The following is a 20,921-nucleotide window of genomic DNA, read 5'->3' as shown; positions in this document are numbered from 1 at the left end:
TTATGGGTGCATACAGTTACAAAGCGCTGACCGATGAAGGCAAAACCGTAAAAGGGATTCTGGAAGGGGATTCCGAGCGGCATATTCGCACGCAATTGCGGGCGAAAAAATTAAAGCCGCTGGAGGTGGTGAGCGCCACGGGTGATAGCACCGCAGCAGCCAATAGCGAGAGCGGTAATATCGCTGCCAGTTTCCGCCGCCGTGCATCCAAGTTAAGTACGCGCGACCTCAGCTTGATTACCCGCCAGTTGGCCTCGCTGGTCAAATCTGGTCTGCCGCTCGACGAAGCCCTGCATGCAACCGCTAAACAATCGCAAAAAGCCAACGTTAAACGTGTTGTGCTACAGGTGCGCACCAAAGTACTGGAAGGTTTTAGTTTGGCGCAGGCACTGGGCGACAATCCGGTCGCCTTTAACGATATGTATCGCGCACTGGTACGCGCCGGTGAGGGATCTGGCTATTTGAGCCCGGTACTGGAGCGCTTGGCGGATTACACCCAAACCAGCCAGCAGCTGCAACAGCGCATCAAAATGGCGATGATCTACCCAGTGGTAATGCTGGTGGTGAGCCTCGCGGTAATTGTTGCGTTGATGGTGCTGGTAGTGCCCAAACTGGTCAAAATTTTTGAGCAGGGCAAGCGCGAATTGCCCGCGCTGACCGAGGGTCTTATTGCCACCAGTAGTTTTTTAATGAATTACGGCGTCTATTTATTATTTGCCTTGATCGGGGTGTATTTTTTCATCAAGCGCTTGATGCGCGACCCCAAACGCCTGCGTGCCTGGCATGTGGTGCAGCTGAAGCTGCCAGTGATTGGCGAGTTGGTGAAACAGATTAACTCGGCGCGTTTTGCTGCCACCTTGAGTTTATTGTCTGCCAGTGGTGTGCCGCTGCTTCAGGCACTGAATATTTCCGGTCAGGTGATGACCAATAAAATCCTGCAAGAGGCTTGCGATACGGTCGCCGCCTCGGTGCGCGAGGGTATGAGCCTGAGCCGGGCGATGGAAAATACCGGTCATTTTCCGCCGCTATTGGTGCAGCTGGTCGCCAGTGGTGAAACCAATGGCACTCTGCCGCAACAGTTAGATAACGCCTCTAAAGATCAGGAGCGCGAATTGGAAATGATGTTGGGTGTGGCCATGGGCTTGTTGGAACCGGCCACCATTATTTTTATGGGGGGAGCGGTATGCGTGATTGTATTGGCGATTCTCACCCCGATTTTCGAAATGACCAAGCTCGGTTAACGCGACTGAGTTGATGTTGATAGCCGTTTATAGTGATATTTCAGGAGACAGTCATGAGTACAACAATGAACATAAGATCGATGAAAACAAGAGCGCAGCAAGCGGGTTTTACGCTAGTCGAGATCATGGTGGTAGTAATTATCATCGGCCTGCTGGCCGGTATTGTAGTGCCCAACGTGATGGACAACCTGGATAAAGCCAATGTGCAAAAAGCGCGCGCGGATTTTAGCTCCCTGCAAACCGCGCTCAAGTTATACCGCATCGATAACTTCAATTACCCCACTACCGAGCAAGGTTTGGAAGCGCTGGTGACTAAAAGCTCTATCGCACCGGTACCGCGCAATTTTAAGTCGAGCGGTTACATCGACAACCTGAACAAAGACCCATGGGGCAATGACTATCAATACATGAGCCCAGGTGAAGGCCATGAATATGATATTTACAGTCTGGGTGCCGACGGTGTGAGTGGTGGTGAAGGCCAAAACGCCGACATCAGCGTCTGGGACGAGCAGTAAGTTTTAACCACCAAAGGCAGCGCCAGTGAAATCCAGCCAGCAAGGCTTTACCCTGATCGAGATCATTTTTGTGGTCTTTATTATTGGTATGGCAGTGGGTGTGATTTCGATCGCAGTCGGCGGTAATGCGGCGGCGGATATGACCCGCAAAGAAGCCGAAGAGTTTATGCTTCAAGCCAGTTATATCGCCGAGCAATCGGTGCTTAAGGGCGAAACCCACGGCCTGTTTGTTGAGCCTCGGCCAGCGCAGGATATAGATGGGCAGGAGCAGTGGTGCTATCAATGGCGCCGGGTGCGTGACCGCCAATGGCAGGATTTGCCCGAGCTGAGCCAACACTGCTTAGCGGAAGGGCAGAAGATCGATTTTGTGGTGGAAGATGAGCTTTGGGAATTTGATCCGGAGCTGGAGTATCAAGACCCGGTAATGGGTTTTTTCCCCAGTGGCGATGGCTCAGGCAAGGTTGAAATCAGCATTTATGCCGATCAATTAGCCAGCGGTGCAATAGTTCAAACCGAGCAATTTGAATTGGATCTGGCCGGTGAGCTGCATTGGCTCAGCGAAGAAAAACGAGTTGAAGAGGAGCAGCGCGGGCGATGAAATTCTCTCTCTTGCGCCCCTCGGCTGCGGGCACTAGGCAGCGCGGTTTTACCCTGCTGGAGGCCATGATTGCATTGATGATTGTGGCGATGGCGCTGCCCGCGCTGATTACCCTGGTGATGACTCAATTAGATGGTTCAGCGGCAATCCGCGATAAAACCTACGCCTATTGGGTGGCGGAAAACCAGCTGGCGCGAGTGCGCCTGTTGCAGCAACAAAAAGCCAAGAAAGCGCTGGTCGATTACAAAGTGCCAGAAAAAGACGCTGGAACTGTGGATATGATGGGGTTGCGCTGGCAGTGGCAGCTAAAAACTATCGCCATGGACACCTTGCCGGTACCCGGTTTTAAACGAGTCGAAATCGCCGTGCGCCTGTTAGGCACCGCCGATGGCATGAGTTTGGGGCGCTCGGCGGTTGACGAAGATCAGCCAGCGCTGGCGCGGTTGACTGGTTATATCAGCGACCCTGAGCTGGTGCAGGTGATCCAATGAATCGGTCGCGGGGTTTCACTTTATTAGAAGTACTGATTGCGCTGGTGATATCGGCGCTAATCGCGGTGATGGCATTTGAATCGCTCAATGCAGCCGATAACGGTGCCACGCGCACGAATGAGGTATTGGCAGAGATCAATCGCCTCGACCGCGCTTGGCAGATCATCGCAGCGGATTTACGTCATGTAATACCTCCGGCAGCGGCAGATAAAAATAGTGTGTTTCAAGCGGAGAGCCTGCGCTCCTCGGGTGAAGATGCCGATCAACTAGTGCTGTTATTTAAACGTCGCGGTTGGGTCAATTTTTCCAACTTGCCCCGTAGCGATCTACAACTGGTGGGGTACAGGGTGGTTGATGGTCAGTTGTGGCGCGATTTTGCACCCGAGCGAAATCTCGAATTAGCCGATGTAGATTTGGAAGAGGATGACGGTGTCCACCAGTTATTGCTGGACGATGTTGAGGATTTTCAGCTGCGTTTATTGTTTCAGGGAGCGATCACATCCAGAGGTAAGTCGGCGCTGGAAGGGCGTGAATTCTCGGAGGATTGGCTGCAAAAGTGGCCGGATAATAATCAGCAGGGCGCAAGTGCGCAGGATCTGCCGCTGGCAGTAGAGATCACCATCGAACTTAAAGGAGTTGGCAGCAGTGTGCGTCTCTTTGCCATGCCTGAACAGTAGTCTTCCGGCCAACAAGCCAAGTGCAGAGCAGGGTACTGTGCTGGTGCTGGTATTGCTGATTGTGGCGCTGGTGGCTGGGCTCAGTGTCAAATTTGCCGCCCAATATCAGTTGGGTTTGGCGCGCGCAGAAACCCGCTGGCACGGCGCACAAGCACGCGCATTTTTGGAAGGCACCGAAGAGGTGGCCAAATTGATGTTCCGCGAAGCGGATCTCGACCCAACTATCGATTATTTAGGTGAGCCTTGGGGCAGTGAGGTTCCGATTGAGGATGAAGGCGTCAGCGGCTTTGCCAGAATGACCGATGCCACTACCCAGTTAAATCTGAACGACTTGGCGCGCCCTATCGACCCGAACATAACCGAAGGAATGCCTGAGCGCTACAGCGAACCACAGCGGCGTTTTATACGCTTGTTGCAGACGTTTCCTGAGCTGCCCCTCGATACAAACCAAGCAACAATGCTGTTGGCTGGCGTAGTTGATTGGATTGATGCAGATGATGCTGAGTCCGGTTCGGGCGGTGCAGAGTCCAATTATTATCAGGGGTTAAAAGAGCGCTATCGCGCGGCGAACTCCATGTTTAAATCGGTAGATGAACTGCGTCTGGTGCGCGGTTTTAATGAAAGCCCGATGTTGGTAACACTGTTGCAGCCCTATATTACTGCCTTACCTGTGGCAGATGCCGGACTGAATATCAATACCCTGGACTTGATCAGCCCCTATGGCAAGGGCATGAATAACCTGTTGTTGTGTCTTAACGGATCGGGTGATTTGGAACCTATGAACCCCGCCGATATGGAGCGGTTTATCACCAGCCGCCCGCAGACAGGGTTTGCGGACAAGGCTGCTATATCCGCCGCCTGGGATAGCATGTTTGCCGGCAAACCGCTGGATGTAGACGGGCTCAACACGGCGACCAAATATTTTTGGCTGAATTCCACTGTGCAGCTAGTTGATCAGCGCCGCAGCATGCGCAGTTTGCTGATGCGCGGCGCTGAGCCGGGCACGCTTAAAGTGATCCGCCGCGACGATGTGTTTGAATTGCCCACCGTAGATCGCGGCGAAAAAGATGACGATGGCGATACTGAATTGGTTGAATAGCCTTAACCCCGATCAGACTCCTAACAAGCTGATTTTAATAACGAGTTAGAGCAAATTATGTCCATGCAATTGGTGCTCTCTGTAACCACCTCCGATGACGGCAAAACGCTGGCGGATCAGTTTCGCTGGTGCTGGCTGGGTATCGACGGTACGCCCGCCAGCGAAGGCGAGACTGGCAACCGCGAAGCCCTGCGTGCCGCGCTGAGTGACAAACCGGTCAATCCACAATCGGCCTGGCTTATCCTGCCCGGCAGCCGCGTGAATACACGCCAGTTGGAATACAGCGAAAAAGAGAAAAAACACCTGCGCAATCTCTTGCCGTTTCAGCTGGAAGACTCGGTAGTCGGTGATGTGGAAGATCTTCACTTTGCATTGGGTACCCCGGCCGATGGCAAAGTCGTCGTCGCTTTTGCCGACAAAATCTGGCTGCAAGCCGCTTTTGCTGAGCTTGCCGCCTTGGGTATCGAAGTGACCCGCTGCTGGACTGCGCCGCTGACACTGCCGCTCGCCGCTGAAGCGGTGACTGACACAGACAATCACTGGTCGTTAGGTTTGTATCAAGATCAGGTTTACTTGCGCTATTCCGCTACGCTGGGTTTCAGTGTGGCGCAGCAACATGCGCGCATGGCACTACAAATGTTACTGCGTGATCAGGAGCGAGTAGATCGCTTGCCCAACCTGCACCTGCGCGCGGCCACTGAGGGTGATCTCGCCAGCTTGGGCGAACTGATTCCTGCCGAGCTGCAAAACTCTATCGCCAGTCAAACCCTTGCCGATGAGTGGGCGCTGGACTTCAGTAATAGCTCGATTGATTTGTGCCAAGGCGATTTTTCCCAGCGTTTGCCAATTGAGCGCTGGTGGAAACTCTGGCAATCCGTGGCGATTTTTGCCGGTGTTTGTGTCGCGGTTTATCTCGGCACCCTCATGTTTGAAATTCATAAACTCGGTGGCGAAAACCTGAAAATTCGCCAGCAAATTGAAACGACTGCGCGCGGTGTTATCACCCAGGGGCGTATTGTTGATCCGGAAAAACAACTCAACAACCTGCTGCGCCAATCCAAACCGGTTGGGCAGTCGGCCAGCGTGGTCGCGCTGATGGCACAGGTGCTGCCGCTGATCGCTCAGGAACCAAATGTCATTATCAAAGGTATTGCCTATGCGGGTGAGTCGGGCGAATTGAATATCAATATTCAGGCCGACAGCTTTAGCGCGTTTGAATCGCTCAGCCAAAAAATTCGCGATCAAGGCCTGAACGCAGAGACATCGAGTTTTAATGCCCAAGGCAATGTGCAGACTGCGCGCCTCAAAGTGACCAAGAATCCTTAACCGGTAGGCCTTTATGAACCAGATTAATCAATTGTTGGCCCTGCTCAACAAGTACAACCGCCGCGAGCAAATGCTTATTTTAGGCTGTAGTGTGGCGGTGGCACTGTACCTGCTGTGGCTGGTAGTGCTCACGCCGATCCAGAAGAAGCGCGACCAGTTGCTGGCGGCCAATATTGCCTCTACCCAAACGCTTGGGCGGGTGCAAATTGCAGCGGCGCAAATCCAGCAGGCGCGCAACGCCGGGGCGAGTGTCAGCAACGAGAATATCAGTGGTTTGATCGATAACAGCTTGCGTGCAAATGGCTTGTCGATGAGCGGTTTTCAGCCAGGCGCTAATGGTGAAGTGCGAGTGCGTTTGGATCGCGCTGGTTACGGTCCGTTAATGCAATGGCTGTATGAAATTGAATTCAAACAGGGGATTCGCGTGAGCGATTTGTCGATTGCCGCGACTAATGATCCCGGACAGGTTACGGTCAATTTGCGCCTGCAAAAAAATTAATTAACACGCTACATTAACGATCAGTTGATGCTCCTGTCGATTGCTTGCTAACGCATCGATACAACCCGTACACGATTGAAATCAGCCCTATGAGCCGTTTACCTGTGCTATTAAAAACTCACAAAAAACTCTGGATTCCACTCGGAGTCGTGCTATTTCTGGTCTTTGTAATCAGTAGTATCCCGGCGATTTGGGGCGCTTATCTGCTGACTCGTGGTACCGGCATAGCACTCAGTGGCGTCACTGGAACGCTCTGGAACGGCCGCGCCAGTTTGGCCAGCGTGCGCACGGTCGATCAAGAATACTCACTGGGTCAGTTAAGCTGGAGCCTCAGTCCGCTGTCATTGCTGACTCTGTCGCCCTGTGCGCAGGTGGCCGCCAAGTTACCGATGCAAACGTTCGACGGTGAACTGTGCAGTGGCTCTGGTGGCGCGATTAAGGTGCGCAATGCGGATCTGTTACTGCCGGTTGCGCTCCTGCAACCCAAGCTGCCGGTACCGATTCAAGGTCAATTCTCGACCCATATTAATGAACTTGAATTGCGGGGCAATGTACTGCTCAAACTTAAAGGCAACCTCACGTGGAATGGCGCTCGGGTGAATACCGGGACTAACTGGTTGGATATCGGCAGCTATGGCGCAGAGCTGAGCGACAATGGCAATAATGGCATTAGCGCCAAACTCTTCCAGCTGACCGGGCCGGTGGATGTGAACCTGCAAATTGAATTGGCGGCGCCCAGTGGTGGCAAAGTCACCGGTGAGTTAGCGGCGCCAAAAGCCTTTTTTGAGGCCGCTAATGCTATAGATATGCTCGCTATGTTCGCCCAGGAAAACCGGGTCGATGAAGCGGGCAAAACTCACTATCAAGTTGATATAAATCTGTGAAATTAAGTCTGTCGCAGTGGCTGATCTGCGCCCTATTGTCCCTTGGCGGTCAATCTGGTTGGGCCGCATGGCATGGCGATACGCAAGATATTATGGGCACCAAAGTCAGTGTTGCACTTTGGTTAGAGAACGATGAAAAAGCTGAGCAAGCGGTTGCGGCGGTAATGGCTGAAATGCGCCGTATCGATGCCCACTTCAGCCCTTATATCGAAACCAGCGAACTCTACCGCGTCAATCTATTAGCGCCCAAAGCCAGCGCCGACAAGCCAATCAGCATCTCCCCCGAGCTGGCGAAAATTATCCAAAAAGCCAATTATTACAGCACCTTAAGTGAGGGTGCGTTCGACATCACCTTCGCTTCCCTCGGGCGCTACTACGACTACCGCAACAAACTTTCCCCCAGCGAACAGCAGCGCGAAGCGCTACTGCCCGCGATCAATTACCGCCTGATTCATCTCGACGCCAATAACAATACCCTTTGGTTTGAGCATCCCAAGTTGTATATCGATTTGGGTGGCATCGCCAAGGGCTATGCGGTGGATAACGCGATTGCGATTGTGCAATCGTTTGGCGTGCAGCACGCGAGCATTACCGCCGGTGGTGATAGCCGCGTTATAGGCGATAAACTTGGTCGCCCCTGGATGGTGGGCATCAAAAACCCACGCGCCGATGCCGTGGCTATCACCCTGCCGCTGGCGGATGTAGCTGTCTCTACCTCGGGTGATTACGAGCGTTACTTTATCGATAACAAGGGCGAGCGGGTGCATCACATCATCAACCCGCGCACCGGCAAATCCACCAATGGCATCAACAGCGTCACCATCATTGGCCCGCTCGGGTTTGATACCGACCCGCTCTCAACCACGGTGTTTGTGCTGGGCGTGGAAAAAGGCTTGGCGCTAATCGACAAGCTGCCTGGCTTTGATGCAGTGATTATTACCAGCGATGGCAAAGTGTTTTATAGCGAAGGTCTCGCCAGCCCTCTTTGAGCTCTAGTGTGTCACGCTTTTGTCGCGCCAATCTATGTTTCATTCCTCCCTTCTGCTCTAATGAGCGCGCCCAATCGGGTGCGCTCTGGCTGCTTTTATTGAGGCCTTCAGGTACAGCAGCCGCGTTACATTTATCTTAAGGAGTTGTTATGAAATCGGTACTGGGAGCGGCGTTCGCAAGTGTGTTGTTGGTTGCGTGCGGCGGTGGTGGTGGCGGTGGAGGAAATAATGGTGGATCTACCGGAGTGAGTTCAGCCGGCACCATCAGCAGTGGCTGTAGTGAAGCAGGGGTGATATTCGCGGAATGTATTAACAAAGAGTGGGGTGCGTTTCAGGTATGGGAAAGCAACGCAGTCACCGGCCAAGGTCAAGGTTATAAGACCGAGATCAATGGGAGTAATGTGCAATGGAAACTGGCGGACTCTGCCGCTGCCGGACACGGAAAAGTGGTTGAAGTGACGTATGGGCAAAAAACCGGCTACGAGAGCCAGTTCTATGTGAATACCGATCCAGTTGATCGCAGTGCTTATGCAACCGGTAAGCTGAGTTTTGATATTAATGTGCTGAGCTATGGCGATGCCTATGATTACAACAAAGCGCAAATGCTATTCGATGTGATCGTAGAGTGTGTCTGGCCCTGTCTTTCGCACTCGGTAAAAGTGCCGGTCAATATATTAAATCAATGGCAAACCGTCGGTATTAGTATTGCTGATTTGGTGCGCGATGGATTGGACTTGAAACGGGTTGATACTGCACTGTTGATTCGTCCTTCCATCGATCACGGTGCGCAAACCGGCGTTAAATTTCAGTTGGACAATATCAAATGGGTTAAAGGAACCGGCTCAGTCGCAACGCCGAAAGAGGTTTACGCGGAACACTTTAATACCACTGCAGCGGCAGATAATTGGAAGTTTGTGCGTTATGACGGCTCGATATTTGAAATACATAAGCATCTCTCACAAGGTTTAGGTACTTACCCGGAATGGCAAAGCAGTGTTGATCACTGGGCGCTTGAGACCAGTTTAGCGAAGGCCATCAGCATTAAAAATAAAAAAGTCAGTATGCAAGTGAAGCTGCGTTCAGCAATCGTATCCGGCTATTCCAGCCCGGTAGAGTTTGCCTTGGTAGCAACGGATGGTGCCGGGCGAGCGGTAACTACCGAGCGTTTCAGCAGTGCGGCAATGATAGATACCGAGTGGCATACCCTGACCACTCAAGTCGGCAGTAGCTTCGCCAATGGGTTTAATGGCGACAACGTAAAAACCTTGGGCTTTCACGTCTACGCGACCGGCACTCCCTTTGCGTTTGGTTACATCTATCTCGATACGATTCGCATCACAGAATAAGTAACTGCTGTGCCAGTAGCCCCAAGAAACCGGTGAGTCGGCGAGCGGCTCACCGGTTTTTTGTTGTAGCAGATGCAGCTGGCCGATTCGATGCTACTTACAATCCTCATGAAAACGACTAAGCTTGGATTCTTTAGATGAAAATTCTATGGATTGGGCAGTATTTGAACGTTATTGAAGCCTGTATCAAAAAATAACTCAGGCGCCAGATCAACTGTGCTCACTGTCACATCCAAGAAACCGTTTGGCTTCTAGAATGATTCGTTTATTGCGGCGACCAATGCCAAGATCGCGCTTTACCCGCCATGGACAAGGCAATAGCCTGTTGATAACGAGAGTCGTCCACTCAGAAATCGGAGAGAGAGCATGATCCATCCCCTGCGCCAGTGGTTTCATCTGGTAATGTTGATTCCCCTGCTATGTTGTTCAGTTGTATTTGCACAAGCAGACGTGCCGGCCCAAAGTGCAGCTCAAGTGGAATCTCTAAAAGAGTCAGTGCTGACTCTTAACCGCGATCTATTAATTCTGGAAGAGGAGCTGCTCTATCCTGCCAGCAGTCAGGTTGCCGTTTATGTGTCTATGGATTTGGGCAACTATTTTGCGCTGGACGCGATCAAACTGGAGATCAATAACAAACTGGTCGCCAGCGAGCTCTATACCGAAAAACAAACCAAAGCCCTGTTTCGCGGTGGTGTGCAGCGTTTGTATATCGGCAATTTAAAAGCCGGTGAGCATGAAATCAGCGCATTTTTTACCGGGCGTGGCCCGCAGCAGGATTACAAGCGCGGCGCTAAGATTGTGATTAACAAAAATCAGGAACCGGTGGTGTTGGAACTGCGCATTGTCGATTCCACCGCGCAATTACAGCCTGTTTTTGAAATCAAACAATGGCAGATGTAATGCGCTTGCTGCTGGTTAGTCTGCGCTTTTTTCTTGTGTTGACCACGGCGATTATCGCATCGCCCTGTTCGGCAAAAGAAAAACCCAAAACCTCCGTGGCCGATTTGCGCTACGGCGTAGCGCTCTATCATTATTATCAGCAAGATTACATGGCAGCGCTTGCCGAGTTAATGGTAGCTGATACTCGCGATGGTATTCAGGGGCACGGTGACAATCCTGAATTAATTGCGGGCGGCGTTAGCCTGGCGTTCGGCATGCAAAATCATGCAGAAAATGGATTCCAGGAGATTTTGCAGGACGAGAGCCGCCCACAATCCGTGCGCGATGCCGCTTGGTTTTATCTTGGCAAACTCTATTACACCCGTGGCGATTGGAATGCAGCCGAGCAGAGTTTTGCGCGTGTCAGCAATAAATTTAAACCGGCACTGCGTGCACAAATGCAGGCGCTGCAAATTAATATCCGTATTCGCAATAACAATTACGCTGATCTAACGCTGAAAAATATTGATGCCGATGAGCTGCGTTCGTGGAGCCCCTATACGTTCTACAACTTAGGCGCGGCCCATGCACGCGAAGGAAATTTTGCCAGCGCGCAGCAGTTTTTTAGCGAATTGAGCGATATAGATATCACAGATAACCCGGTGCGTCGCAAAGAGCAGTGGGCGCTGCAAGACAAAGCCTACACCGCCATTGGTTACTCCTACCTCGCAGAAAAAAAATACGCCGCCGCCATTCGTGAATTTACCAAAGTGCGCCTCAACGGTGTATTCGCCAACCAAGCATTGCTGGGTTACGGTTGGGCTGCGGTTGCGCAAGAAGAATATGATGTTGCGCTAAAGCCCTGGCAGCTATTGCGCACGCGCAGTTTGATGTATCCCGCTGTGCAGGAATCGCTGCTGGCCGTGCCGTACGCCTACGAAAAATTAGGCGCAGAGGGTGAGGCGGTTAATGCCTATCAAACTGCAGAAGAATTATTAACGCGAGAGCTACAATTAATCCGCGATATGCGCGCAACACTCACCGAAGGTGAATTACTCACCTTGATTGGCAGCGAGCCGCTCCCTGCTGAAGAGGCAAAAACAATTTTGCGCGGTAATTCGCCGGACGAAGGTGCACTCACCGCGGTTGTTACCGATGACGGGCAAAATTGGCTGAAGTTAGATAGCACCAGCATTATCAAAACCCGCTCTGCTTATCTCAATGAATTGTTTGCTAAAAACGCCTTTCAAACAGCAGTGCTGGATTTGCGCGATCTGTTGCGCGTGCAAACCCTATTGCAAAACTGGCTGCCTAAACTCGATGCGTACAACGAACTGCTATTACAAAAACAAGCAGCGCGCAGCCGCCAAGAGCAACAAATTGCACAAAATACTGTTGCACAACAAGAGCAAAAGTTGCGCGCTGAGCGAGATCGACTGGCACAGAAGTTGGCGCAGATTAGCAGCAGCGAAAACTACATGGCATTGGCCGATGAAGAAACGCAAGAGCTCTACGCACGTATCGAGCGCGGGCAGCAAACCATCGCACGAATGAAAGCGGCAGGGCAAGATACACGCGAACTGGAAACCCGTATAAAAATGTTTGGCGGAATTCTAATGTGGCGCGCGGCGCAAGCCTATCCCGCACAACTTGCAGCCCAGCAAGCAGAATTAAATACGATTGATGAGACCCTTGCGCAGATCGCCAAGGTTCGCCAGAACATTGAAGAGATTAGTTTAACCAGTATGGATATTCAGCCGACGTTGGCGCGTTTGCAGGTTCTGCAAAAAGATGTCGATGCGCAACTATCGAATACCGATCAGTTGATCGCGCAGCAAAGCCGGGTCTTGCGGCACCAGGTTGATGGGCAATTAGCGGCACATGAAAAGCGGTTAAATAATTATCTCGCGCAAGCGCACCTCGCAGTAGCGCGGTTATACGATGCCGAGTTAAGGAGGCAGCCTGAATGAAGCGCCTTAACTTTTTAACAATCAAACCCGCGCTTATCGCGCTGGCAGTGAGCGCCGCACTGCAATTGCAAGGTTGCAGCATGATTGGTATGGGCGATGACGGACGCGGTAAAACCCTCGCCGATTTGCCCGCCGCAAAAATGCCCGATGCCAAAGCAAAAGTGGCGGTGTTGGATATGGCGCGCATCGAAGAAAGTTACCAACGTGCATTATCGGTGGCAGAAGATCCGGCGCTGCGCCAACAAATTATGGTGCGTCTTGCGGATTTGGAAATGGCTCGAAGTGAAAAAGCCCAACTTGATGCAACGGATATGCGGCGTTTTTACGACAAACCAGTTGCCATGTATCGCGAGCTGTTGAAAATGCAGAGTGAAAGTGCGCAGCCAGTGCAAGGTATAGCCGCTGATCAACTGCGCTATAAATTGGCTAAAGCTATGTCGCTCGACGGTCGCAATGACGAGGCCGCAGTCGTGCTGGATCAACTAGCAGATACCAATCCGAATTCCAAATTTATGGCGGAAACACAATTTCGCCGCGCAGAAAAGTCTTTTGCCGATGGCGACTACGCTGCCGCTGAGCGCAATTACGATGCAGTGGTAAAAGGAAGTAACCCGGAGCTGCAACAAAATGCGCTCTATATGAAAGGGTGGGCGCAATTTAAACGCAGCGATTACGATCTTGCACTCAATTCATTTGCTGGCGTGCTCGACCAATTAATTGGTCATGCGACTAACGCAAAAGATGTCGATGCCGCGCTGGCGGAAATCGGCGCGTCTAAAGCCAATTTGGTGAAAGACACCTTGCGCGTAATGGCGCTGTCGCTCTCCTATCTGGAAGGCGCAAAATCCATTAGTGATTTGCAAACCCAGTTGGGCGGTGGGCGCGCTTACGAATATTTGCTCTATCAACAATTGGGGCAATTGTATCTGGATCAAAAACGCTTTACCGATAGCGCTGAAACCTATCAACACTATGTACAGCACAATGCCAATTCCGATTTTGCCCCCAGCTTTAGTATTAAAGTGATCGATGTGTATCAAGAAGGGGATTTCCCCAGTTTGATCCTGCCTGCGAAACAAGATTTTGTAGAGCGCTACGGTATTAGCAGCAATTATTGGACGCAGCGCCAAGGTGCCATTGGCGATAACGCCCTCGCTTATTTACATCAATCTTTGCAAGAGTTGGCGCAGTTTGAGCACGCGCAGGCGCAAAGCTTCAAAGCAAAAAATAATAGCGAAGCCACGGCTGCATTTGCGCGCGCGGCAAAATGGTATCGCGAATTTGTGCAGACCTTTGCCAAAGATGCACAGGTGGCTGAAATGACTTTTCTACTCGCTGAATGCCTCAATGAAGCGGGCAACCTGCCGGCGGCGATGGATGCTTACGAGCAAGTCGCCTATGGCTATATGGATAAATTGCGCGGCGCCGATGCGGGTTATGCGGCGATTTTATTACCGCAGCAGTTAATTCAATCGGCGCGCAGCTTGCCCGACACTCGCCTGCAAGAGTGGCAGAATCGCAAAATTCAAAACGCGTTAAATTTCGCCGATGTGTATCACACAGATCCGCGCGCAGTGGTTGTGCTCGCCGAAGCAGCAAATGATTTGTTGCAGCAAAATCGGTTTGTCGATGCAAAAATGGTGGCGGAACGGGTGATTGAATGGCAGCCAGCTGCGGAAGGTAAATTATTATTTTCCAGTTGGTTGATATTAGGTCACAGCCGTTTTGAAACCAAAGAATACGCCGCAGCGGAACAAGCTTATGTAGAAGTATTAAGGTTATTGCCCGCGTACAGTAAAAACCCCGGCGCGCCCAATGCACAGCAGGTGCGTGAACGTATTGCGGCGAGCATTTATCGGCAGGCAGAAGCCAGTTTGGAATTCGGTGATAAAGATGCTGCCATTGCACAATTGTTGCGTATCACCCAGGTCACACCCGATACCGAGATTGCCGCCAAAGCCCAGTACGATGCCGGTGTCTATTTGATTGAACAAGAAAAGTGGGCGCAGGCGGAGAATGTGTATTTAGGTTTCCGCAAAAAATACCCTGATCATTCATTGTCATCTACCTTGCCAGCGAAGATGGTGTTGATTTATCAAAACCAAAATAAGTGGCAATTGGCGGCGGATGAATTGGTAGTAATGGAGCGCACCAGTACTGACCCGGATGTAAAACGCCAATCGCTGTATATGGGCGCCGAGCTGTATGAAAAATCCGGTAGGCGCGCCCAGTCGATTGAGCAGTATCGTCGCTACGCCACCGAATATCCGCGTCCGCTGGCGAATAATCTTGAAGCCCAATTTAAATTAACCGAATTGTATGGTGCAGCGGGTGATAAAGAAAAACGTCTGTATTGGCTGCAAAATATTATTAACACCCACAACCGCGCGGGCAGTGCCAAAACCGACCGCTCTGCGTGGTTGGCGGCAAGCGCCCAAACTGAATTGGCGCAGCCCGCTTACGATGAATTTACTCGCATCCAATTAACCCTTCCGCTTAAAAATAGCCTGCAGCGCAAACGCGCCGCACTGGAAAAAGCGCTTAAAGCCCAAGAGCAAATTTTGGCGTTTGGCGTGAGTGAATTTACCACCAACGCAAGTTTTAAAATTGGTGAAATCTATGCGCAACTCAGTCGCGATTTAATGAATTCGCAGCGGCCCAAAGAATTGGATGAGTTAGCCTTAGAGCAGTACGAAATTTTATTGGAAGAGCAAGCCTATCCGTTTGAAGAAAAAGCCATTGCAATTCATGAAGTGAATGTTCAGCGCAGCTGGAAGGGCACTTATGATGCGGGGGTAAAACGCAGTTTTGATGCGCTCGCCAAACTCCTGCCCGCGCGCTACAACAAACCGGAAACACGTCTGGAGGTGAGCAATGAGATTCACTAAGCTCATTGTCAGTTTATTGCTAATGACATTAATGTCTCTATTGATTGGCTGCTCATCCGGGCCCAGTAAAAAAACTAAAACAACCCGTGACGATTCTGCCGCGCCACTTGCGGCAGGCGTATCAATATTACCTGCTGGGCCTGCAACTCCGAATCCCTATTTGCAAAATAAACCTTCAGTGAGCCGGCAGGCGCAACAACATTTTACCGATGCCACCCGGGCGATGAACAACAAGCAATGGGCCTTGGCCGAATCACTGTTGCAAAAAGTGATTGCGGAAAATAATAAATTATCCGGCGCCTATCTCAATTTGGGTTTGGTGTATCGCGCGCAAAAAGAAGACAAGCGTGCAGCGCAAGCCTTTAATGATGCAATCACCGCGAATCACACCAACCTAGATGCCTACAATCAATTGGCGATATTACAGCGTGAAGCAGGTAACTTTTCTGAGGCGGAGCTCAATTATAAAAAAGCCTTGAGCTTGTGGCCATTTCATCCCGAGAGCCATAAAAATATCGCCATTCTTTACGACTTGTATATGGGGAAAAGTGCGGAGGCATTGCCGCATTACGAAGCTTATTTACAGTTGCGTGGCGGTGAAGATAAGCAGGCTACCAGTTGGATTGCCGATTTGCAGCGGCGCTTGGGTGTTTCGCCAAAACCTAAAGCGGCAGCGCCAACTACCACCGAGGCCCCAGCAGAGGACGTGAGTGATGAATAAGTATTTGTTTATAATCTTGTGTATCGCAACCCTGGGGGCATATGCGCAAGCGCCAGAAACGCCAGCGGAACTTGATGCTGCTGCGCCAGTATCCGATCAAAATGTTTCTGCTGCGAGCAATAAAAATACAAACGATAAAAAAATGATTGGTTCTGCCAATATCAATTTGCAAACCACAGTGACGGGCAATCAGGAGCAGCCGCGGGTAATGTATATTTTACCTTGGCAGTCGCCGCTGAGTCCGGATCTGGAAATGGAGATGTTAAGCAGTCAGGAAGATGCCGTGTTCGGCCATGTCGAGCGCGATGAAATGCAGCGCAGCCTGGAAGCCGCTGGCGAGCTGGATCAGGCGGATGATTAGCATTTGTTAAACCTATTTTTTAAACCAGTTTTTAATAATTATTGTGACGATTTTCTTTCTTCGAGGTTAATAAGGTTATGGATACTTTGATTCGTTTTTTTCAAGATGGCGGCACCTTTATGTATCCCATCGCTGTGGTATTGGTGATTGGTTTGGCGATTGCTGTTGAGCGTTGGTTGGTGTTGTCGAATGCAAAAAGTGCAAACCGCCAGGCCTTTAATCGCATACTGCCGCTGCTGCAAAAAAAGGATTACAACGGTGTGGTGAACTTGGGTAAAAGTATTAATGCACCTATCGCCCGTATTATTGCTGCAGGCATTGCTCGTATGGCGCAATCACCGCGCCGCGACGATATTGAGTTGGCGATGGAAGAAGGTGTAATGGAAGCTATGCCGCGTTTGGAAAAACGCACGGCTTATCTCGCCACACTCGCCAATATTTCAACGCTGTTGGGGCTGCTCGGCACCATCATTGGTTTGATTCAAGCCTTTACTGCAGTTGCCAGTGCTGACCCGGCCGAAAAAGCGGCGTTGCTATCGTCATCTATTGCGGTAGCGATGAACACCACGGCATTTGGTTTGATCGCTGCTATTCCGCTGCTGTTAATTCACTCTATGTTGCAAAGTAAAACCACTGAAATTATCGATAGCTTGGAAATGGCCGGCGTGAAATGCCTGAATATGATTTCCCATGTGCAAGATGTACCGCGCACACGCACGCAGGACACAGGTGCAAAACCACAGGCTGCGCAATAAGCGCTTTTTATACCCTGCATAGCCAAGTTAACGAATAGGATTTACCTATGCGTATTAAACGCCGATTTAAAGAGGATGCTGACCTCGACATTACCTCCTTTATGAATCTGATGATCATATTGGTGCCGGTATTGTTGATGAGCATGGTGCTCGCGCGCACCACTGTGCTGGATTTAAAGCTGCCCGACATGGCCGATTCCAGTGTTCCCCCTACAGAGGAGCCGCCTCAGCAATTAGAGTTGATTATTCGCGCAGACAAATTTGAAGTGAATTACCCAGCCGGGATTAAACTTAAATGGATTGAAAAAACTCCCGCCGGTGAGTACGACTACGCACTGCTAGCGACTGTTTTACAAGAAACCAAACGCCTGTTAGAAAACAAAGGCATAGAGAAAAAAGATATTTATATCCTCTCGGAAAAAGAAACTGACTATCAAACGCTGGTCAGCACTATGGATACCGCGCGTTCATTTAAAGCGGTAGTGGCTGCCTCTGTTGTCGATGCGGAATTGTTTCCGGAAATTGCCTTGGGTGATGCGCCACCACCAGGCGAGTCAACCGGTGCATTGGCACCCACAGCAGGAGGTGACCAATGAAACAATCCCTCCGCGCCAAGCGTATGGCCAAACACCACCGTCGCTTGAATCAAGCATCCAAAGTGAATCTGGTTTCGCTCATGGATATTTTTACCATTCTGGTTTTTTTCCTGCTGGTTAACTCCGGTGATGTAGAAGTGTTGCAAGCGGATAAAAGCATCAAACTACCCGCTTCGGTTTCGGAGCAAGTGCCCGAAAATAATTTGCTGGTCGTTGTTAGTGCAACCGATGTAGTAGTCGGTGGCCGCAGTGTGGGAAAACTTACCGAGTTAATGGCCAGTACTGATGATAAATTTCTTCCGCTGGAAGCCGAATTAAAATATCAGGCGCAAAAAGCCGGGCCTTTAAAAGAAACCGATCTGATCACTGGGCGTCCGGTCACGATTATGGCGGATCAGAAATTGCCTTATGCACTGTTGAAAAAGGTAATGGCAACTTGTGCAGCGGCAGAGTATCGCGCTATCTCATTGGCAGTGACGCAAAAAGAAGTTAGCGTCGATGCGGGAGGTGGCTGATATGGCGAGTATTGTGATGCCTAATCTCGAGCTTCCCTGGAGTTCATCGATTGATGACGACAAACGTTTCACTAAAATTCTGCTGATTTTTTTAGCGGTAATGTTAGTGATGAGTGCTGTGGTCACCATCGTTAATTTGCCGGAAATTGCGCGGGCCGAAAAAGAAAAGTTGCCGCCGCAGTTGGCGCGTGTGGTGTTGGAGAAAAAAGAGCTGCCGCCACCCAAACCGATTGAACCGCCGAAACCGGAAGAAAAAAAACCGGAACCCAAGCCAGAGGATAAAAAACCAGAGCCGAAACCGGTAGAAAAGCCGAAAGAGCCAGTTAAGGCACCGCCTAAGCCCACGCTGGAAAAAGCCCGTGAGCAAGCGGAGAACAGCGGTGTTATGCAGTTCAAAGACGACCTCGCAGAAATGCGTGAAATGATGCAAACCTCCGCAGTGGAAACTGCAGCCACCACTGTAACCAATAGCACCGGTGAGGCAGCCCAGATCGACCGGGCGATGATCACTAGCGGCGCCAAGAAGGCCAGTGGCGGTATTAATACTGCCGCGTTAAGCCGCGATACCGGCGGTGTGGCGCTTTCCGGGCGCGAGACCACCAAGGTCTCCAGTGGCTTGGCAGAGGGTACTAAAAAATCGGGTCAGGCAACTGCTGGTAATAGTAATGGCGCAGGCGGTGCAGCGCGTAGCGAAGAGGAAATCCGTAAAGTGATGGAGCAGCACAAGGGCGCCATCTATTCAATTTACAATCGCGCTTTGCGCCAGAACGCGGCGCTGGAAGGCAAAATGGTGGTCAAGATAGTTATAGACCCCAATGGCAAAATCGTTGAAGCCAGTTTGGTTTCCAGCGAATTGGGCGATAAAGAGTTAGAAGGCAAAATATTGCAGCGCATTCGGCTGATTACTTTCCCAGCGTCCAATGTAGCGCGAACCACGCTCAACCAAACCTTCGATTTTTTACCGCAATAGTCCCGCCTCCCATAACCCCCGAGTGATCGGGGGTTTTTAATTCTTCTCTGTTTTATCTGCTAGTGTGAATCATTTTTAGATAAATTTGCTACAAAGATTGAAACCGGTTACATTTATAGGGATAATACTGTCCGCTAAGGCCTGTTAATTCTCAGTTGGTTGCTGGTAATCGATTACAGTTAGTCGTATTTTAACGATAGGCGGTACTCCAGGATTGCCGGTAGTTGTAAGTGATGAATTGTTAAGCCATAGCCCGCTGTTGTGTTTTTTCGCCCCGGTTCGCCGGGGTTTTTTATTTGCGCCTGGTGTAATCCTCCCGCAAAATGCCACTGCTATATCAGCCGCAATCAATCCGATCATTATTTTTCTCGCCAGGGGCGGCGCTGCGAATTGGGAATCTCTATGACACAAGCATTGCGTGCGGCGGCCAGTCGCCTCGAACACTGGATCAAACAGGATGCCCTGCCACTTTGGTTGGCGCGCGGCATAGAACCTAACACCAACGCTAATTACGAGCGTTTAACCCCAGCGGGCCTGCCCGATCTGGAGTCCAGTACCCGTGTGCGGGTGCAGGCGCGTCAGGCATTTTTCTTTGCGGCTGCCTATCATCGCGGCTGGTGCCCCGAGGGCAAAAAGGTTGCCAAAAATTTACTCGCGTTTGTGCAAAAAGCGGCTGCTCATCCAACGGCGGGTGGTGGTTATACCCATCTGCTGGATAAAGATTTTGTGGTAGTTGATACCAAGCAAGACCTCTACGATCACGCCTTCTTTTTGCTAGCCAATGCATGGTGTTATCGCGCGTTTGACGACAAATCTTATCTGCAAGAGGCTGACAAATTAATTGCCCATTTGGATGCGTGTTTTGGTTCGGCTGTGGGCGGTTGGATTGAAGGTGATTACGACTACGCCTGTCGCCGCCAGAATCCGCATATGCATTTATTTGAAGCCTTTCTCGCATTGTACGATGCAACTAACAATGCTAAATACCTTGCGCGAGTCGGTGAATTATTTGTACTGTTTCAATCGCATTTTTTCGATGCAGAACATGGTGTACTGTTTGAATTTTTTGACGATAACTGGACGCGTTTGCCCAACGCCAAAGGCGATACTGTAGAGCCAGGTCATATGATGGAATGGGTATGGCTGCTCGATTGGTATCACCGCCGCACCGGTCGGCCAGTTGCGCAATATACCAAAGTGCTTTATGCGCGCGGCTTGGAAATCGGCATGGATAAATCCGGCTTGTTGTTTGATGCGGTGAGTTATACCGGAGCAGTGATTGATTCCAACAAACGCTGCTGGGGCATCACTGAATTAATCAAAGCGAGTTTGGTGCAGATCCGTGAAGGAAATCCAGATGCAGAGGCGATCGCAGTGAAAGGTGTGGATGATTTATTTACCTATTATCTCTGCGCATCAACACCGGGTTCTTACGTGGATCAGCGTGGCAAAAATGACGAAGTTGTCGTTGATGTTGCTCCAGCCAGTACGCTCTACCACTTAATTGTGGCAGCGATGGAGTTGATCGATCATTTTGAATTAGCTGCAAACAAATAAAATATCTTTAAAAATAAAAAAGCGCGCCGCGATGAACTCGCGGC

21 protein-coding genes are annotated in these 20,921 nt (G+C 50.7%); all 21 read left to right on the top strand.

Annotation, left to right across the window (positions count from 1 at the left end; genetic code table 11):
• The first annotated feature begins 2 nt into the window (after positions 1-2).
• Entirely contained in the window at positions 3-1,241 is a 1,239-nt protein-coding gene (gspF, locus tag AWU77_RS10080) for a type II secretion system inner membrane protein GspF (protein WP_062062674.1), read from the top strand.
• Between the two features lie 80 nt (positions 1,242-1,321).
• Positions 1,322-1,756, top strand: a complete 435-nt coding sequence (gene gspG / locus AWU77_RS10075) for a type II secretion system major pseudopilin GspG (RefSeq protein ID WP_062062671.1) — start codon at positions 1,322-1,324, stop codon at positions 1,754-1,756.
• Positions 1,757-1,781: 25 nt separating this feature from the next.
• The gene (locus AWU77_RS10070) at positions 1,782-2,354 is read left to right on the top strand and encodes a prepilin-type N-terminal cleavage/methylation domain-containing protein (RefSeq protein ID WP_062062667.1); all 573 of its coding nucleotides are present in this window, start codon (positions 1,782-1,784) and stop codon (positions 2,352-2,354) included.
• Complete coding sequence (gspI, locus tag AWU77_RS10065) at positions 2,351-2,845, top strand: type II secretion system minor pseudopilin GspI (RefSeq protein ID WP_062062664.1); 495 nt, start codon at positions 2,351-2,353, stop codon at positions 2,843-2,845. Before AWU77_RS10070 ends, gspI begins: the two co-directional genes overlap by 4 nt.
• The gene (gspJ, locus tag AWU77_RS10060) at positions 2,842-3,522 is read left to right on the top strand and encodes a type II secretion system minor pseudopilin GspJ (protein WP_062062661.1); all 681 of its coding nucleotides are present in this window, start codon (positions 2,842-2,844) and stop codon (positions 3,520-3,522) included. The genes gspI and gspJ overlap by 4 nt, the downstream gene beginning before the upstream one ends.
• A complete protein-coding gene (gene gspK / locus AWU77_RS10055; protein ID WP_062062658.1) occupies positions 3,491-4,621 on the top strand; it encodes a type II secretion system minor pseudopilin GspK in 1,131 nt (376 codons plus the stop codon). The genes gspJ and gspK overlap by 32 nt, the downstream gene beginning before the upstream one ends.
• A 57-nt stretch (positions 4,622-4,678) precedes the next feature.
• Positions 4,679-5,947: a type II secretion system protein GspL gene (gspL, locus tag AWU77_RS10050; protein ID WP_062062655.1), complete on the top strand. Its 1,269-nt coding sequence runs from the start codon at positions 4,679-4,681 to the stop codon at positions 5,945-5,947.
• A gap of 13 nt (positions 5,948-5,960) precedes the next feature.
• Positions 5,961-6,446 (top strand): type II secretion system protein GspM, encoded by a 486-nt coding sequence (gene gspM, locus AWU77_RS10045; RefSeq protein ID WP_238582371.1) that lies wholly within the window; start codon positions 5,961-5,963, stop codon positions 6,444-6,446.
• An 89-nt stretch (positions 6,447-6,535) separates the two neighbouring features.
• Positions 6,536-7,330: a type II secretion system protein N gene (gene gspN / locus AWU77_RS10040; RefSeq protein ID WP_062062652.1), complete on the top strand. Its 795-nt coding sequence runs from the start codon at positions 6,536-6,538 to the stop codon at positions 7,328-7,330.
• Complete coding sequence (locus AWU77_RS10035; protein WP_062062649.1) at positions 7,327-8,319, top strand: FAD:protein FMN transferase; 993 nt, start codon at positions 7,327-7,329, stop codon at positions 8,317-8,319. The genes gspN and AWU77_RS10035 overlap by 4 nt, the downstream gene beginning before the upstream one ends.
• Positions 8,320-8,468: 149 nt before the next feature.
• Positions 8,469-9,665: a hypothetical protein gene (locus AWU77_RS10030; protein WP_062062646.1), complete on the top strand. Its 1,197-nt coding sequence runs from the start codon at positions 8,469-8,471 to the stop codon at positions 9,663-9,665.
• A gap of 402 nt (positions 9,666-10,067) precedes the next feature.
• Entirely contained in the window at positions 10,068-10,565 is a 498-nt protein-coding gene (locus AWU77_RS10025) for a hypothetical protein (RefSeq protein ID WP_062063170.1), read from the top strand.
• Complete coding sequence (locus AWU77_RS10020) at positions 10,553-12,514, top strand: hypothetical protein (RefSeq protein WP_238582369.1); 1,962 nt, start codon at positions 10,553-10,555, stop codon at positions 12,512-12,514. The genes AWU77_RS10025 and AWU77_RS10020 overlap by 13 nt, the downstream gene beginning before the upstream one ends.
• Positions 12,511-15,402, top strand: coding sequence for a tetratricopeptide repeat protein (locus tag AWU77_RS10015; protein WP_238582368.1), 2,892 nt, complete (start codon positions 12,511-12,513; stop codon positions 15,400-15,402). Before AWU77_RS10020 ends, AWU77_RS10015 begins: the two co-directional genes overlap by 4 nt.
• Entirely contained in the window at positions 15,389-16,123 is a 735-nt protein-coding gene (locus tag AWU77_RS10010; RefSeq protein WP_062062643.1) for a tetratricopeptide repeat protein, read from the top strand. Before AWU77_RS10015 ends, AWU77_RS10010 begins: the two co-directional genes overlap by 14 nt.
• On the top strand, positions 16,116-16,484 hold the full coding sequence (locus AWU77_RS10005; RefSeq protein WP_062062640.1) for a hypothetical protein: 369 nt from the start codon (positions 16,116-16,118) through the stop codon (positions 16,482-16,484). The genes AWU77_RS10010 and AWU77_RS10005 overlap by 8 nt, the downstream gene beginning before the upstream one ends.
• Positions 16,485-16,561: 77 nt before the next feature.
• Positions 16,562-17,239, top strand: a complete 678-nt coding sequence (locus AWU77_RS10000) for a MotA/TolQ/ExbB proton channel family protein (RefSeq protein ID WP_062062638.1) — start codon at positions 16,562-16,564, stop codon at positions 17,237-17,239.
• Between the two features lie 47 nt (positions 17,240-17,286).
• The gene (locus tag AWU77_RS09995; RefSeq protein WP_062062633.1) at positions 17,287-17,835 is read left to right on the top strand and encodes a biopolymer transporter ExbD; all 549 of its coding nucleotides are present in this window, start codon (positions 17,287-17,289) and stop codon (positions 17,833-17,835) included.
• Positions 17,832-18,350, top strand: coding sequence for a biopolymer transporter ExbD (locus AWU77_RS09990; protein ID WP_062062625.1), 519 nt, complete (start codon positions 17,832-17,834; stop codon positions 18,348-18,350). Before AWU77_RS09995 ends, AWU77_RS09990 begins: the two co-directional genes overlap by 4 nt.
• A gap of 1 nt (position 18,351) precedes the next feature.
• On the top strand, positions 18,352-19,320 hold the full coding sequence (locus AWU77_RS09985) for an AgmX/PglI C-terminal domain-containing protein (RefSeq protein WP_062062621.1): 969 nt from the start codon (positions 18,352-18,354) through the stop codon (positions 19,318-19,320).
• Positions 19,321-19,722: 402 nt separating this feature from the next.
• Positions 19,723-20,877, top strand: coding sequence for an AGE family epimerase/isomerase (locus AWU77_RS09975; RefSeq protein WP_062062615.1), 1,155 nt, complete (start codon positions 19,723-19,725; stop codon positions 20,875-20,877).
• Positions 20,878-20,921 lie beyond the last annotated feature (44 nt).

The sequence above is a fragment of the Cellvibrio sp. OA-2007 genome, from assembly GCF_000953825.1.
Lineage (GTDB): Bacteria > Pseudomonadota > Gammaproteobacteria > Pseudomonadales > Cellvibrionaceae > Cellvibrio.
Note: the sequence above shows the minus strand (reverse complement) of the source record. Positions and strands in the feature narration are given on the sequence as shown.